This is a genomic window from Agromyces marinus, from assembly GCF_021442325.1.
GTDB lineage: Bacteria > Actinomycetota > Actinomycetes > Actinomycetales > Microbacteriaceae > Agromyces > Agromyces marinus.
The window spans coordinates 3,112,524-3,127,561 of record NZ_CP087879.1 but is presented as its reverse complement, the minus strand read 5'-3'; the positions used below and the strand labels follow the sequence as shown (position 1 = coordinate 3,127,561).

General features: G+C 71.7%; 11 protein-coding genes and 1 pseudogene. 8 read left to right on the top strand and 4 right to left on the bottom strand.

Going from position 1 to position 15,038, the window contains the following annotated elements:
- The first annotated feature begins 45 nt into the window (after positions 1 to 45).
- The 4 genes from DSM26151_RS14750 (at position 46) to DSM26151_RS14735 (ending at position 5,066) form a co-directional block, all read left to right on the top strand.
- Positions 46 to 429, top strand: coding sequence for an SHOCT domain-containing protein (locus DSM26151_RS14750; RefSeq protein ID WP_234660275.1), 384 nt, complete (start codon positions 46 to 48; stop codon positions 427 to 429).
- Between the two features lie 104 nt (positions 430 to 533).
- A complete protein-coding gene (locus DSM26151_RS14745) occupies positions 534 to 2,213 on the top strand; it encodes an FAD-dependent oxidoreductase (RefSeq protein WP_234660274.1) in 1,680 nt (559 codons plus the stop codon).
- A 132-nt stretch (positions 2,214 to 2,345) separates the two neighbouring features.
- Positions 2,346 to 2,750 carry a DUF7144 family membrane protein gene (locus DSM26151_RS14740; protein WP_234660273.1) on the top strand — a complete coding sequence of 135 codons (405 nt, stop codon included), beginning with the start codon at positions 2,346 to 2,348 and terminating at the stop codon, positions 2,748 to 2,750.
- 81 nt (positions 2,751 to 2,831) lie between these two features.
- A complete protein-coding gene (locus tag DSM26151_RS14735) occupies positions 2,832 to 5,066 on the top strand; it encodes a LuxR C-terminal-related transcriptional regulator (RefSeq protein ID WP_234660272.1) in 2,235 nt (744 codons plus the stop codon).
- A 31-nt stretch (positions 5,067 to 5,097) separates the two neighbouring features.
- Here DSM26151_RS14735 and DSM26151_RS14730 read toward each other — a convergent pair whose 3' ends face one another.
- Positions 5,098 to 5,403: a carboxymuconolactone decarboxylase family protein gene (locus DSM26151_RS14730; RefSeq protein ID WP_234660271.1), complete on the bottom strand. Its 306-nt coding sequence runs from the start codon at positions 5,401 to 5,403 to the stop codon at positions 5,098 to 5,100.
- A 145-nt stretch (positions 5,404 to 5,548) separates the two neighbouring features.
- Here DSM26151_RS14730 and DSM26151_RS14725 point away from each other — a divergent pair, with 145 nt between their 5' ends.
- The gene (locus tag DSM26151_RS14725; RefSeq protein ID WP_234660270.1) at positions 5,549 to 7,906 is read left to right on the top strand and encodes an arylsulfatase; all 2,358 of its coding nucleotides are present in this window, start codon (positions 5,549 to 5,551) and stop codon (positions 7,904 to 7,906) included.
- Positions 7,903 to 9,036 carry an AI-2E family transporter gene (locus DSM26151_RS14720; RefSeq protein WP_234660269.1) on the top strand — a complete coding sequence of 378 codons (1,134 nt, stop codon included), beginning with the start codon at positions 7,903 to 7,905 and terminating at the stop codon, positions 9,034 to 9,036. The genes DSM26151_RS14725 and DSM26151_RS14720 overlap by 4 nt, the downstream gene beginning before the upstream one ends.
- Positions 9,037 to 9,089: 53 nt before the next feature.
- Here DSM26151_RS14720 and DSM26151_RS14715 read toward each other — a convergent pair.
- Positions 9,090 to 10,273 (bottom strand): annotated as a pseudogene (locus tag DSM26151_RS14715) (aminotransferase-like domain-containing protein); the annotation flags it as partial.
- Here DSM26151_RS14715 and DSM26151_RS14710 point away from each other — a divergent pair.
- The gene (locus DSM26151_RS14710) at positions 10,241 to 11,146 is read left to right on the top strand and encodes a DMT family transporter (RefSeq protein WP_234660268.1); all 906 of its coding nucleotides are present in this window, start codon (positions 10,241 to 10,243) and stop codon (positions 11,144 to 11,146) included. The pseudogene DSM26151_RS14715 and the gene DSM26151_RS14710 sit on opposite strands and share 33 nt — an antisense overlap.
- On the opposite strand, the gene DSM26151_RS14705 is transcribed toward DSM26151_RS14710, so the two are convergent.
- Both DSM26151_RS14705 and DSM26151_RS14700 read right to left on the bottom strand, forming a co-directional pair.
- Positions 11,147 to 12,712 (bottom strand): molybdopterin-dependent oxidoreductase, encoded by a 1,566-nt coding sequence (locus DSM26151_RS14705; RefSeq protein ID WP_234660267.1) that lies wholly within the window; start codon positions 12,710 to 12,712, stop codon positions 11,147 to 11,149. It abuts the gene before it with no gap.
- Between the two features lie 181 nt (positions 12,713 to 12,893).
- Positions 12,894 to 13,553: a fasciclin domain-containing protein gene (locus tag DSM26151_RS14700; RefSeq protein ID WP_234660266.1), complete on the bottom strand. Its 660-nt coding sequence runs from the start codon at positions 13,551 to 13,553 to the stop codon at positions 12,894 to 12,896.
- A 327-nt stretch (positions 13,554 to 13,880) separates the two neighbouring features.
- On the opposite strand from DSM26151_RS14700, the gene DSM26151_RS14695 reads away from it, so the two are divergent.
- Positions 13,881 to 15,029 carry a M14 family zinc carboxypeptidase gene (locus tag DSM26151_RS14695; protein WP_234660265.1) on the top strand — a complete coding sequence of 383 codons (1,149 nt, stop codon included), beginning with the start codon at positions 13,881 to 13,883 and terminating at the stop codon, positions 15,027 to 15,029.
- Positions 15,030 to 15,038: the final 9 nt, after the last annotated feature.

Sequence of the window (15,038 nt, the reverse complement as noted above, 5' to 3'; positions counted from 1 at the left end):
GCGAGTACGGTGTCACTCGTCACCCCCTCGACGAAAGGAACCCCCGTGGACCTCTGGAGCTGGATCTGGTTCTTCTTCTGGACCTTCGCCTACGTCGCGTACCTGGTCGTGCTCGTCTTCATCGTGATCGACATCTTCCGCGACCACTCGCTGAACGGCTGGTTGAAGGCGGTATGGCTGATCTTCCTGGTGTTCCTCCCGTGGATCACCGGGCTCGTGTACCTCATCGCGCGGGGCAACGGCATGGCCGAGCGTTCGGCGCGCAAGCAGGTCGAGTACGAGCACCACACGGCCGAGGAGTACCGGCAGATCTCGTTCGCGAGTCCGGCCGATGAGATCGCGAAGGCCCAGGCGCTCCGCGACCAGGGCGTCATCTCGGACGGCGAGTTCGAGGCCATCAAGGCGAAGGCGCTCGGGCACAAGTTCTGAGACGAGCGGATGCCGGCCCCGTCGCGACGCGCGGCGGGGCCGTTTCCACGCCCGCTGCGAGACGGTCAGGAAATACCCAGGGGGTATTGCCCTACGATCGGTCCATGACCTCGAAGCGCTACCTCATCATCGGCGGAGTGGCCGGCGGCATGTCCGCCGCCACCCGACTGCGACGACTCGACGAGCACGCGCGGATCACCGTGCTCGAGCGCGGCGGGCACGTCTCGTTCGCCAACTGCGGACTGCCGTACCACCTCGGCGGCGTCATCGAGGAACGCGGCGACCTGCTGCTGCAGACCCCGGAATCCCTGGCCGCCCGGTTCGACCTCGACGTGCGCGTGCGGACCGAAGCCGTCGCCATCGATCGGGCGGCGCAGACCGTGCTCGTGCGCGACCTCGTCACCGGCGAGGAGACCACCGAGGCCTACGACGCGCTCGTGCTCTCGCCCGGCGCCACCCCGGCACGGCCGCCCATGCCCGGCGGCGACCGCATGCTGACCCTGCGCGACATCGACGACCTCGACCGCGCCATGGCCGAGCTCGACGACGCCCCGCGCAGCGCGCTCGTCATCGGAGCGGGCTTCATCGGCCTCGAGATGGTCGAGAACCTCGTGCACCGCGGCCTCGGCGTCACGCTCGTCGAACTCGGCGACCAGGTGCTCCCGCCGCTCGACCCCGAGATGGCCGCGCCCGTCGCCGAGCGCCTCCGCGAGGCCGGCGTCGACGTGCGCCTCGGCACGCAGGTGACCGAGCTCGGCCCCGACACCGGGCAGCTCGACGACGGCACCGTCGTCCCCGCCGAATTCGTGCTCGGATCGATCGGCGTGCGGCCCGACACGGCGCTCGCCGTCGCGGCAGGTCTCGAGCTGGGCGAGCGCGGCGGCATCCGCGTCGGCGACGACCTGCGCACGAGCGACCCCCGCATCTGGGCCGTCGGCGACGCCGTCGAGAAGGTCGACGCGGTCAGCGGCGAGCACCGGCTCGTCGCGCTCGCGGGCCTGGCCAACCGCCACGGGCGGCTCGCCGCCGACGCGATCACCGGCCGCGACATCCGCGTCCGCGACGCCCTCGGCACCGCCGTCGTCGGGGTCCTGGGCCTCACGATCGCCTCGACCGGCTCGCCCGAGAAGCAGCTGCGCCGTTCCGGGCGCGAGCTCCGCGTCATCCACACCCACCCCGTCTCGCACGCCGGGTACTACCCGGGTGCCGAGCAGATGGCGTTCAAGCTCGTCGTGGATGCCGCGACCGACGAGATCCTCGGCGCGCAGGCCGTCGGCGGCGACGGGGTCGACAAGCGCATCGACGTCATCGCGACCGCGATGGCCGGCGGGCTCGCCGCGTCGGACCTGGCCGACCTCGAGCTCGCCTACGCGCCGCAGTTCTCGTCGGCCAAGGACCCGGTGAACCTGCTCGGCTACGTGGCGCTGAACGCGGTCGACGGGCTCACCCCGTCGATCCAGTGGCACGAACTCGACGCCGCGATGGCGGCGGGCGACGTGCTCGTCGACGTGCGCACGCCGGGCGAGTTCGCGGACGGCGCCATCCCGGGCTCGATCAACGTGCCGCTCGACGAACTCCGCTCGCGTATCGGCGAACTGCCCGCCGGGCGACTCATCGTGCACTGCAAGGTCGGCCAGCGCGGCCACACCGCGGTGCGGCTGCTCGCCCAGCACGGTCGCGACGCCGTCAACCTCGACGGCGGCTACCTCACCTGGCGCGCCGGCCGAGCCGCGCACGCACACGTCGCCGCGCCGCACGTCGTCGCCCCCCGCACCGCCGCCTGATCGCGGGCGAGGAACCCGGGCAAGATCACGCGACCTGCGTGATGCCCGTCGAGCCCGCGCGTCGATAGCTTCGTCGGAATCCGTCGGGGCGCGGCATCCGCGCAGGAACCGACACGAGCGGAGGGAATCGACATGAGCGACATCGAACGCACCGGATGGGTCGGCTGGGGCTGGTTCGCCGGCATCGTCCTGCTGACCGCGGGCATCTTCGACGCGATCTACGGCCTGATGGCCGTCATCGGGCCGGACAGCGCCTACTTCCTCACCGGGGCGGGAACCCTGTTCATGTTCGACGTCGCGGGGTGGGGATGGTGGCACCTGATCAGCGGCCTGCTGCTGATCCTCGTGGCGATCGCACTGCTCGCCGGAGCCACGTGGGCTCGCGTGATCGCGATCATCCTCGTGATCCTGAACGCGGTCAGCCAGCTCTTCCTGCTGCCCGTCCAGCCGTGGTGGTCGATGATCGTCATCGTCCTGGACATCCTCGTGATCTACGCGCTGACCGTGCACGGTCGTGAGATGAAGCCCGCGGAGTAGCCGGAGCACCTGCCGGCGGTCCGGCGGCCGGCGGGCCGTCGGACCCGCCACCGCCGGCCGCCGCGGCCCTAGGATGCGTGCGTGACCGATGATCTCGACGAGCAGAGCTCCGTCGCGGCGTACGGCGATGTGCTCTCCGAGGCGAAGACGAGCGCCCCGTCCCCGCGGCGCGAGGGCGTCAGTCGCAGGTCCGTGATCGATGCGGCCCGTGCACGCGATGCGCGCGTGGTGAGCGTCGTGGCACCGGCCGGGTACGGCAAGTCGACGCTGCTCGCCGAGTGGTCGGCCCTCGAGACCAGGCCGGTCGCCTGGGCGTCGGTCGACCGGTTCGACGACGACCCCGCCGCACTCCTCACGCTCCTGGCCGCGGCGGTGGCCCGGGTCTTCCCCGCGGTCGAGGCGCTCGTCGGCGAGATGCGCGGTCTCGGCCCGGCCTCGCTGGGCCGTTCCGCACCCCTGCTCGCGGGTGCGCTCGCGAGCGCCGCGTCGCCGTTCGTGCTCATGATCGACGACCTGCACGATGCGGACTCCCCCGCCTGCCGGGACGTGCTCGAGGTCGTGACCGCCGGGGTGCCCGAGGGGTCGCAGATCGTGCTCTCGAGCCGCCACGAGCCCGCCAACCTCGCGCGCCGACGGGTGGCGGGCGACCTCGTCGAGATCGGCATCGACGACCTGCGCGTGGATGTCGCGGGCGCGCGCCGCATCTTCGACGCGGCCGAGTCCGTCGCGGACGACGACGAACTGGGCGAGATCGTGCGGCGATGCGAGGGGTGGCCCACCGGCGTCTTCCTCGCGGCCATGATCAGCAGGCGCGGGCCCGGCGGGTTCGCGATCACGGGCGAGGACCGGTTCATCGCGGACTACCTGTACGAGGAGTGCCTCGCCGGCCTGCCCGAACGCACCCGGACCTTCCTCAGATGCACCGCGGTCCTCGACCGGCTGTCCGCACCGGCGTGCGATGCGCTCCTCGATGCGACCGACTCCGGCGACCGGCTGCGCGAGGTCGAGGCCGCAGGGCTCTTCCTGATCCCGCTGGACGGCAGCCGCGGGCTGTTCCGCTACCACGCCCTCTTCCGCGAGTTCCTGCTCTCGGAGCTGGTCCGCGACGATCCCCGGCAGGCCGACGCCCTGCACCGCCGGGCCGCCGACTGGGATGAGCTGCACGGCGCCCCCGACCGGGCCATCGACCACCTCCTCGCCTCCGGAGAGCGGGAACGCTCAGTGCACCTGATCACCAGGCTTGCGCTGCCCACCTACCAGGAGGGCCGGGTCGCGGTGGTGGGGCGATGGATGGCCGACATCGGGGATGCCGCGATCATCGCGCATCCGCCCCTCGCGGTCCTGCGGGCCTGGACCGCGCTGCTGACCGGCGACGCGGTCGCGGCCGAGCGCTGGGCGAACATCGTCGACGGGCTCGAGTTCGACGGCGACCAGGCCGACGACCAGCCGACGTTCGCGTCGGGTCGCGCGATGCTCCGTGCGGCGATGTGCCGCGAGGGTGCGCGGGCCGCCCTGGCCGACGCGGAGTTCGCGGTGGCGAGCGAGCCCACGTGGAGTCCGTGGCGCGACCAGGCCCTGCACCTGTGCGGATCGGCCCGGCTGCTGGCGGGAGAGGTCGATGGCGCGCGTGCCGCGTTCGCCGAGGCATCCGCTCAGGCCCTGACCATGGGCAACACCGACACGGTCGTGCTCGCCGAGGCCGAGCTCGCCGCGATGGATGCCGACGCGAACCGATGGGCCGACGCGGAGGCGCATGCGCGAACCGCGCTGCGCGCGATCGAGGCGCACCACATGGAGGGGTATCCGACGACGGCGCTCGCGCTGGCGTGCGCCGCGCGGGTCGAGGTGCACCGCGGCGACGTGGCATCCGCTCGGCGCACGCTCGCGCGCGGCATGCGTGCCCGCGTGCAGTGCACGCACACGATGCCCTACCTCGCGATCAAGGTGCGCCTCCAGCTCGCGCGAGCGCACCTGCCCCTGGGCGATCGGGCGACGGCGATGCACCTCGTGCACGAGATGCAGGAGCTCCTGGCGAAGCGGCCCGACCTCGGGCGGCTCCCCGACGAGGTCGAGGCCTTCCGCGAACAGGTGTCGCGGGTGCCGAGCGTGAACGGCAACGCGCCGCTCACCCCGGCGGAGCTGCGGCTGCTGCCGTACCTGCAGACCCACCTGACGATCCGCGAGATCGCGGACCGCCTGTACATCTCGCGCAACACGGCCGGTTCCGAGGTCACGTCGATCTATCGGAAGCTCGACGTGACGGCGCGCAGCGAAGCGGTCGTGCGCGCGGTCGAACTGGGGCTGCTCGGCGGCTGAGGGTGCCGGGCGGATACCGCGCTCGCCGGGTTCAGTCCGCCTCGAGCAGGTCGTCGTAGCCGAGGGCGAGCGCCAGCTTCGGGGCCGCGGCGACGGCCCGCGGCATCCCCGCGACCGGGATGACCCCGGCCAGGACGTCGACGATCTCCTCCGCCGTCGCCCCTTCGGAGATCGCGGCGTCCACTTCCGAACCGAACGACGCCTCGGGCCCGCCGACGGCGATGAGCGCGGCGATGCGGCTGAGTGCGAGGGACCGGCCGTCGAGGGAGCGTGGGGCGAGGGAACGGCTGTGCTCGCCATCGACCGCCAGCCGCCTGAGACGTTCGACAGGTTCCATGGTCACCCTCCGTCGCGTTCGACCGGCATGCATGGGAAGCCAAGCGCGCCGGGGCCCGCGCCGCATCACGCGTTCTGGGTGATGCGGCGCGCCCGGCGCGGCCCTAGCGTCGCCCGCGACGATCGGAAGACCGGGGTGAATGACCATGACGGATGCCACGCACGAATCGGTGATCGGAACACCGCTGCCGCCCACGACCCACCTGCCATTCGCGCCGCCGCCGTCGGGCAGCGTGGCGGGACGCACCATGCAGGAGTCGACGTACAGTCCGAACCCGCCGCCCCGGCACCTGCCGCAGGACGCGCCGAACGTGCTCGTCGTGCTCATCGACGACGCCGGCCCGGCGCTGCCGTCGACCTTCGGCGGTGCGGTGAGCACTCCGACCCTGGATCGCCTCCGCGCGGGGGGCATCGGGTACAACCGGTTCCACACGACCGCGATGTGCTCGCCGACGCGCGCCTCGCTGCTCACGGGCCGGAACCACCACCGCGTCGGCAACGGCCAGATCGCCGAGCTCGCGAACGACTGGGACGGGTACTCGGGCCACATCCCGAAGTCCAGTGCGACGGTCGCGGAGGTGCTGCGCAACTACGGGTACTCGACCGGGGCGTGGGGCAAGTGGCACAACACGCCTGCCGAGGAGACGACGAAGGCGGGCCCCTTCGACGGGTGGCCGACGGGGTACGGCTTCGAGTACTTCTACGGGTTCCTCGCGGGCGAGGCGTCGCAGTACGAGCCGAACCTCGTGCGCAACACGACGTCGGTGCTGCCGCCGAAGACGCCCGAGGAGGGCTACCACCTGAGCGAGGACATCGCCGACGACGCCATCGAGTGGCTGCGCGACCACCACGCGCTGGCCGCCGACAAGCCGTTCTTCATGTACTGGGCGACCGGTGCGATCCACGGCCCGCACCACATCATGAAGGAGTGGGCCGACAAGTACGCCGGCAGGTTCGACGACGGGTGGGACGCCTATCGCGAGCGCGCCCACCAGGGCGCGAAGGACGCCGGGTGGATCCCGGCCGACGCCGAACTCACGCCGCGGCCCGAGGGGCTCGCCGCGTGGGAGGACATCCCGGACCACCAGAAGCCGTTCCAGCGACGACTCATGGAGGTGTGCGCGGGATTCGCCGAGCACGCCGACGTGCAGGCGGGCCGGGTGGTCGACGAGATCGAGCGGCTGGGCCTGCTCGAGAACACCATCGTCTTCTACATCTGGGGCGACAACGGGTCGTCGGGCGAGGGCCAGGACGGCACGATCAGCGAACTGCTCGCGCAGAACCAGATCCCCTCGACGATCGACCAGCACCTCGCCGCGCTCGAGGAGCTCGGCGGGCTGGACGCGCTCGGCACGCCCGCGACCGACAACATGTACCACGCGGCGTGGGCCTGGGCGGGGTCGACCCCGTACCAGGGCATGAAGCTGCTGGCATCCCACCTCGGCGGCACCCGCAACCCGATGGTCGTGCAGTGGCCGGCTCGCATCAGCCCCGAGCGGGAACCCCGCACCCAGTTCCACCACGTGATCGACGTCGTCCCGACGATCTACGAGATCGTCGGGATCTCGCATCCCGAGATGGTCAACGGCATCCCGCAGGACCCGATCGACGGCATCAGCATGGCCTATTCGATCGACGAAGCGGATGCCGCCGGCCGGCGCCGTACGCAGTACTTCGAGATCATGGGCAGCCGGTCGATCTACGCCGACGGGTGGATGGCGTCCGCGCTCGGGCCGCGGCTGCCGTGGGCGAAGGGGGCGCCTCCCGGCATCCGCACCTGGACGCCCGACGAGGACCGTTGGGAGCTGTACCACCTCGACGAGGACTGGAGCCAGGCCCGCGACCTGGCCGACGAGCACCCGGAGAAGCTCGCCGAGCTCAAGGAGCTCTTCGCGATCGAGGCGGCCCGCAACGAGGCGCTGCCCATCGGCGGGGGCCTCTGGGTGGTCGCCCTGCATCCCGAGCTGCGGATCACCCCGCCGTACTCCGAGTGGGAGATGGGCGGAGACACCGTGCGCGTGCCCGAGTTCTGCGCGCCGGCGCTCGGCAACCGCCCGAACGCCGTCTCGATCTCGCTCAGCGCGCCCGAGCGTGCGAACGGCGTGCTCTACAAGCTCGGGGGAGCGGGCGGCGGGCTCACGCTGTACCTGGTCGACGGCGTGCTGACGTACGAGTACAACCTGTTCCTCATCCAGCGGACCATGATCGCCGCGCCCGAGCCGCTCGCGGCCGGCGCCCACGAGGTCACGGTGCGCACGGCGTACGTCGAGCCGAAACCGGGCGGGCCCCTGAGCGTGAGCCTCGAGGTCGACGGATCGGAGGTGGCCTCGGGCGTCGTGCCCGTGAGCGCGCCGCTGCTGTTCTCGGCGAACGACTGCCTCGACATCGGTCGCGCCTACGGCGGCGCCGTGTCGCGGGCGTACGCCGACCGGATGCCCTTCGCGTTCGACGGGCGGATCGAGCGCGTGCATGTCGCCTACGCGCCGCCGCCGGACGAGACATGACCACCGAGCGCGAGGGGCGCGTGTCGACCCACCGGAACGCGTTCATCCTGATCGGCATCGGCGGTGCGGTGCTCGCGACCACGGGGCTCGCGGCGATCGGCTCGATCGTCGCGCCGGTGTTCCTCGCGCTGGTCCTCACGATCTGCGTGCACCCGCTGCGGGTCGCGCTCGAGCGACGCGGGGTGCCGCGGGGGCTGGCCACCGGATCGGTCATCACGGCGGTGTTCCTGCTGCTGCTGGGCTTCGGCTACGCGGTGCTGGTCGCGATCGGCCAGTTCACGGAACTGGTGCCGCAGTTCGCATCCGAGATCGAGGGGTGGGTGAGCGATGCGGCCGCCTGGCTCGGGTCGATCGGGCTGAACTCCGCGCAGCTCTCGGACATCGCCGCGGGGTTCGACGCCTCGTCGATCGTCGGGTTCGTCGGCAGCCTGCTCGGCGGGGTGACGGGTTCGATCTCGATGCTCGTGGTGATCCTGACGATGCTCCTGCTGATGGCGATGGACTCGGCGTTCCTGCCCACGCTGCTCCGGCAGCTCCAGCCGCATCGACCGCTCGTGGTCACCGCGCTCGCCGGGTACGGCTCGGGCGTGCGGCGGTACATGGTCGTGACGACGCTGCTCGGTCTCGCCCAGGGCCTCATCAACTGGTTCGTGCTCGTGCTCCTCGGGGTGCCCGGGGCGTTCATCTGGGGGCTGCTGTCGTTCCTGTGCAGCTTCATCCCGAACATCGGGTACTTCATCGCGATCGTGCCGCCGATCTTCTTCGGCGCGCTCGTCGGAGGGTGGCCGACGGTGATCGCGGTCGTCATCGTGTACGGCATCGTGAACGCCGGCGTGCAGTCGGTCGTCCAGCCGCGGGTGGTCGGCAACGCGGTGGCGCTCAGCCAGAGCCTGACCTTCTTCTCGGTGCTCTTCTGGGCGGTCGTGCTCGGTCCGATCGGTGCGATCCTCGCGATCCCGTTGACGCTCCTCGTGCGGATGGTCCTCGTCGACACGAACCCCTCGGCGGGCTGGATCAGGCCGCTGCTCGGCGACGTCGGCGAGGCGAAGGCCGTCATGGACGCCGAGGACGTGGACCGGAAGTCCGAGCGCGTCGCGCGGCGGGCGGAGCGGCGCGCCGGGCCGGGGTGATCCGATCCGGCCGGGCCGGTCCGTCGGTCCAGGGCCGGCGGGCCGGCCGGGCTTCAGGTGGCGGCGAGGACGGCTCCGAGGATGCGGGCCGCGTCGGGGAAGCGTTCGGGGCTCTCGCCCGAGTAGTTGAGTCGAACATGGGGGCCGGTGGGCTCGGCGGGGAACCACTCCGCGCCGGAGGCGATGATCAGGCCCCGGCGTTCGCACTCCCGGACGAGCGCGTCGACGTCGGTCCCGTCGGGGAGCCGGACCCACAGGTTCAGCCCGCCGGTCGGGGTGGCGGTGATCTCGGCGCCCGGGGCATGCTCGCGGAGGGATCCGATGAGCAGGTCCCGTCGGCCGCGGAGCACGTCGCGGAGTCCGCGCACGTGGGTGCGCCAGGCCGGTTGGGTGACCACGTCGAGGGCGGCCGCCTGGAGGAGTTCGCTCACGTACATCGATTCGGCCGCGCGATCGGCGAGGATCCGGTCGCGTGCCGGCCCGCGCGCGACCACGGCCGCCACGCGCAGCGCCGGCGAGACGCTCTTGGTCAGGGAGCGCAGGTAGACCACGTGTCCGGATTCATCGTGCGGTGCGACCGTTCGCGGTGCCGCGTCGATTCCGAGGTCGTGCGCCCAGTCGTCCTCGACGAGGAAGGCGCCGTGCCGGCGGACGGCGTCGAGCACCGCCGCGACGGTCTCGGGGGCCCAGCTGGAACCCGTCGGGTTGGCGAAGGAGGGCTGGGCGTAGAACGCCCGGGCGCCCGTGCGCTCGAGGGCCCGGTCGACGTCGTCCGGGTCGGGACCCGGCGGGCCCGAGGGGATCGGGACGAGGGCGACGCCGGCCTGCTCGGCGGCGAGGATGGCGCCCCAGTAGGTCGGGGACTCGACCAGCAGCGGCGCGCCGTGCCCGACGAGCGAGCGGAAGATCGAGCTCAGCCCGCTCTGGCTTCCCGACACGATCGTCACGTCGCGTGCCGCGGCCGGTGCGACCCCGGCGGGGGTGGCGGATGCCAGTTCGCCGGCGAACCACGCCTGGAGCTCGGGCAGCCCGGCCGCGGGCGAGCGCTGGATCGCGGTGTCGGTGCGCGCGGCGCGGGCGACGGCACGGCGGACGCGCCGCGCGCGGCGGTCTGCCACCCGTAGTCGACGGCGTGGGGCTGCCGGATGCCGCGGACGAAGGAACCGACACCGGGTCGGGCCTCGACGAGTCCGAGTTCGACGAGGTGGCGCATCGCCTTCTGCACGGTCAGCGGGCTTCGCACCGATCCGGAATCTGGTGGGGCCTGCTGGGCGTCACGGCGTTCTCCTTCACCCTTCCGTTCACGCGCGTCGCGCTCGGCGGTCTCTCGCCCCTGTTCATCGGATCGGGTCGCGCCGTGATCGCCGCCGCCCTCGCCGCCCTCGCACTGGCACTGACCCGCCAGCCGCGCCCGTCCGGGCCGCAGTGGCTGCGACTGGCCGTCGTCGCGGGCGGCATCGTCATCGGCTTCCCGATGCTCACCTCGCTCGCGCTGACGACCGTGCCCGCCAGTCACGGGGCCGTCGTCGTCGGACTGCTCCCGGGCGCCACCGCGGTCATGGCCGTCATCCGCGGGCACGAGCGCCCCGCGGCATCCTTCTGGCTCTTCGCGGCGCTCGGCGCGGTCGTCACGGTCGCCTTCGCCGCGATCGAGGGCGGCGGCCTCGCGGGCGTGGGGTGGGCCGACCTGCTGCTCTTCGCAGCCGTCATCGCGGCCGCGATCGGCTATGCCGAGGGCGGCCTGCTCGCCCGCGAGCTCGGCTCCTGGCAGACGGTCTCGTGGGCGCTCGTGCTCGCCGCGCCGGTGATGGTCCTCGTCGCGGGGGCTGCGCTCGTCGCGGAACCGCCGACCGCGGATGCCGCGGAGTGGCTCGCGTTCGGCTACCTCGCGGCGGTGAGCATGTTCCTCGGCTTCTTCGCGTGGTACCGGGGTCTCGCGATCGGACCGATCGCGAGGGTCAGCCAGGTGCAGCTCGTGCAACCCGTCATGGGGATCGCGTGGGCCGCGATCATCCTGCACGAACCGATCGGCTGGACCACGATCATCGGCGGGTCGGCCGTCATCGGGTGCGCCGCGCTCGCGGTGCGCAGACGCGCGGGGACGCCGTGATCAGACGACCGTGAGCAGCACGCGCTGACGCCCGGTCGAACCGTCCGGGGCGATCGGGGCGCGATCCGCGGTCTGCACCTCGCCGGCCGCGTTCACCGCGCGCACGGTGACGAAGTGCGTGCCGGGCGTCGCATCCCACGGCAGCGCCCACTGGACCCACGTGTCGGCGTTGACCGGAACCGAGAGCGTCGCGGCCTGCCACTCGCCCTCGTCGATGCGGACCTCGACCCGGTCGATCCCGACGCCCTGCGCCCACGCGACGCCGGCCAGTGCGACGCGGCCCGCTTCGACGCTCGTGCCGGGTCGCGGGGTGTCGATGCGCGACGAGAACTTGATCGGCGCCTGCGCGGAGTACCCGCGCGGCGTCCAGTACGCCTCGTCCTCGGCGAACGTGGTCACCTGCAGCCGGGTGAGCCACTTGGTCGCCGAGACGTAGCCGTAGAGCCCCGGCACCACCATTCGCACGGGGAAGCCGTGGTCGAGCGGCAACGGCTCCCCGTTCATCGCGACGGCGAGGATCGCATCGAGTCCGTCGTCGGTGAGCGCCGCGAGCGGCGTGCTCGCGGTGAACCCGTCGATGCTGTGCGAGAGCACCATGTCGGCATCGCCGTGCGGGCGCGCACGGCGCAGGATCTCGCGGACCGGGACGCCCCACCAGAGGGCGGTTCCGACGAGGTCGCCGCCGACCTCGTTCGAGACGCAGGTGAGCGTGATCGAGTACTCGTCGAGCCCCATGCCGACCAGGTCGTCGAACGAGAGCTCGAAGGGTTCGTCGACCCGACCGTCGACGACGAGCCGCCACGTCGTCGGGTCGACCTGCGGAACCGTGAGCGCGGTGTCGACGCGATAGAACTCGTCGTTCGGGGTGTAGAGCGGCGAGAGGCCGCGGATGCCGAGATCAGCGCCCTCGGGCACCGTGACGGTCGCCTCGGGTGCCGGAAGTCGGAGCGCTCGCCGGATCGCCGTGATCGACGAGCGGGCGCCCTCCGCCACGCGCGCGCCGGCGCCGACGGCCACCGCCGAGACGGCGGCGACCGCGGACATGACGAAGAAGGAGCGGCGGGCGAGCGTGCGCTCGTCGCCGGTCGGCGCAGCGGTGGCCGTGGCATCCGTTGCGGACCGCCAGCGGCGGAGCCGCGCGGCGAGCAGCGCGAGCACGGCGCACCCCGCGGCACCGCCGACGAGCGGCGGAACTGCGGCGAGGGGCGTGGCGCCGCCACGGGTGAGGATCGCGGCGATCGATGCGCCGACGGCGACAGCGAGCAGGACCACACCCCACGGGGGCCGGCGGAACTGCAGGATGCCGGCGATCGCGGCACCGGCGATCGCGGCGACGATGAGCGCGGCGATCAGCACGATCTTGTCGTAGAAGCCGAACGTCGCGATCGCGAACTCCTTCAGCGGCTGCGGCGTGATGTCGATCACGAACGCGCCCACCGCCAGGATCGGATCGGACCCGGGCGGGCCGAAGAGCCCGACCGCCCAGGTGACGGCCAGGAACACGCCGGCGCCGACGACGCCGGCCACTGCGGCCCACGCCGTGCCGGCTCGCGTTCTGCGTGACATCCGCTTCACCTCTCTCGTCGGTCGAGCCTGCGCCTTGCGATGGTCGAGCCTGCGCCTTGCGTCAGCCGAACCTGTCGAAGCCCGACCCGGTCGGCGTGCCCGTCGAGCCCCCCAGACCACTCGACGGACACGCCGTGCCTCAGGTCGGTGGGCGGCCGACGATCGGCCGCCCACCGGCGGATCAGGACGCCGGAGGCGTCAGCACCGTGTCGATGAGGTACACGGTCGCGTTCGCGGTCATGACGCCGCCGCAGATCACCGAGGCGTCGTTGACCATGAGGTCGTCGCCGCTGCCGGTGACCTCGACGTCGGAGCCCTGCACCGTGGTGTGGGTGCCGGCGATCTCATCGGGCGCGACCTGGCCGGGCACCACGTGGTACGTGAGGATCGTGGTGAGCAGTTCGCTGTCGGTCTGCAGCGTCTCGACCGTCGCCGGGTCGAGCTGGGCGAACGCGTCGTCGACCGGCGCGAACACCGTGAACTCGTCGCCGTTGAGCGTGTCGACGAGGTCGACGTCGGGGTTCAGGCCCCCGCTGACCGCCGCGGTGAGCGTCGTCAGCAGCGGGTTGTTCGACGCGGCGACCGCGACCGGGTCCTCGGCCATGCCGGCCACGGAGCCGTCGCCGTCGGGCACCATCTCGGCGTACCCGGCGCAGCCGGCCCCGACGAGGTTCGCGGCCGGGTCCATCTCCTCCATCGACTCCTCCGTGGGCGTCGTCTCCTCGGCCGTCGGCGCGTCATCCGCCGTGTCGGACGTCGCCGTCGAACACCCCGTGAGCACGAGGGCCGAGGCGAAGGCGAGCGCGAGTCCGGCTGTGAGCGTCTTCCTGGTGGCGAGCATGATTCCTCCTGGTGTCGTGAGCCGCGTGGCGGCCCGAGCTGCGATCGCTCCCGACTCGGGAGCGCTGCACGTCGTGGAATCGGCGTGTACCGGGTCTTCGGCGCGCCCGAAGCGATCGGATTGGATGCCGTGGGAACTCGTCGCGAATTCGGCGGCCACCCCCGAGGGGGGACGAGCGGTAGCGAGATCGTTGAACAATATGGACGGGTGTCCCTTGAGGAGTGATTGAAACGTTCCTAGGCTCGCGGTCATGGCCCTGTGGGAACCCGTTCTCACCGGGCTTCGTGCCGCCTTCACCGGCATTTCGACTGCATTTGGGAGTCAAGGATGACCACTGGTACCACCCCGAAGTTCACCCGCCGACGCACCACCACGATCGCTGCCACCGCCGCTTTGGCGGTGGCGGTTCCGTTCGCGGCGGGTACGCCCGCGTTCGCTGGTCCGAACTTCCCCTCGACCGAGGGCAAGACGAATATCTCGAGCATCGTCGATTTCGATGGTCTGGTCGCCGAGCTGGATCGGATCGAGCGCACGTCGCGGTTCGATGTCGAGGTGCAGACCCTCGCCGAGGTGGGCACCGCGGTGTCGATGTCGGAGCAGGGCCGGGACCTGTACGTGGCCACGGTCGGCGACGGGCCCGAGGCGGTGTGGTTGCAGGGTCGCATCCACGGCAACGAGCCGTACGGCACGGAGTCGCTGCTGTCGGTGTTGAAGGAGCTCGGCACGAACGGGTCGCCGGAGTGGAAGCTGCTGCGTGAGACGTACACGTTCCACGTGATCCCGATGTACAACCCGGACGGGTCGGAGCTGAACATCCGGCACACGATCCTGCAGGACGGGTCGGCGCAGCGGATCGACCTGAACCGGGACTGGGGTGTGGGCAAGTTCGCCGCGGCCGAGTCGGAGGCGTTCTACGAGTACTGGACGATGGTCGATCCGGCGTTCGCGATCGACATCCACCATCAGGGCCTCAAGCGCGAGTACGGCACGGGTGATGATGTGACGTTCTCGCTGGGCATCTCGCTGGCTCCGGGCGGTCCGACGCTGCCGGGCATCGAGGGTGGCGCGTACGACGTGCTCACGCGTCAGATGCAGGTGCACGTGTTCGACGAGCTGTCCAAGTACGGGTACGTCAACATCGACCGGTACCAGGTCGGTGGCAGCCTCGAGATCGATATCAAGGGTGGTGTGGTCTCGGCGATGATGCTCGGCCTGGACCACGACGGGCTGAACCCCGAGGGGCATTCCAACCCGGCGATCTTCTTCGAGACCAGCGGCAACACCAGCGATGGCAGCCTCGGGCAGAAGGCGCGCGGCAAGTCGATCAAGCAGAACGTGCTCGCGCTGCAGGAACTGCTCGTGGGCATGGCCACCGGCGAGGTCCAGGCCGAGGACGCGTCGCGTTGGGACGAGATCCCGCACGCGCCCGTCACCGGCTACCAGACCGACAACGGCGTCATCCCCATCGGCTACTGAGCCGGCGCG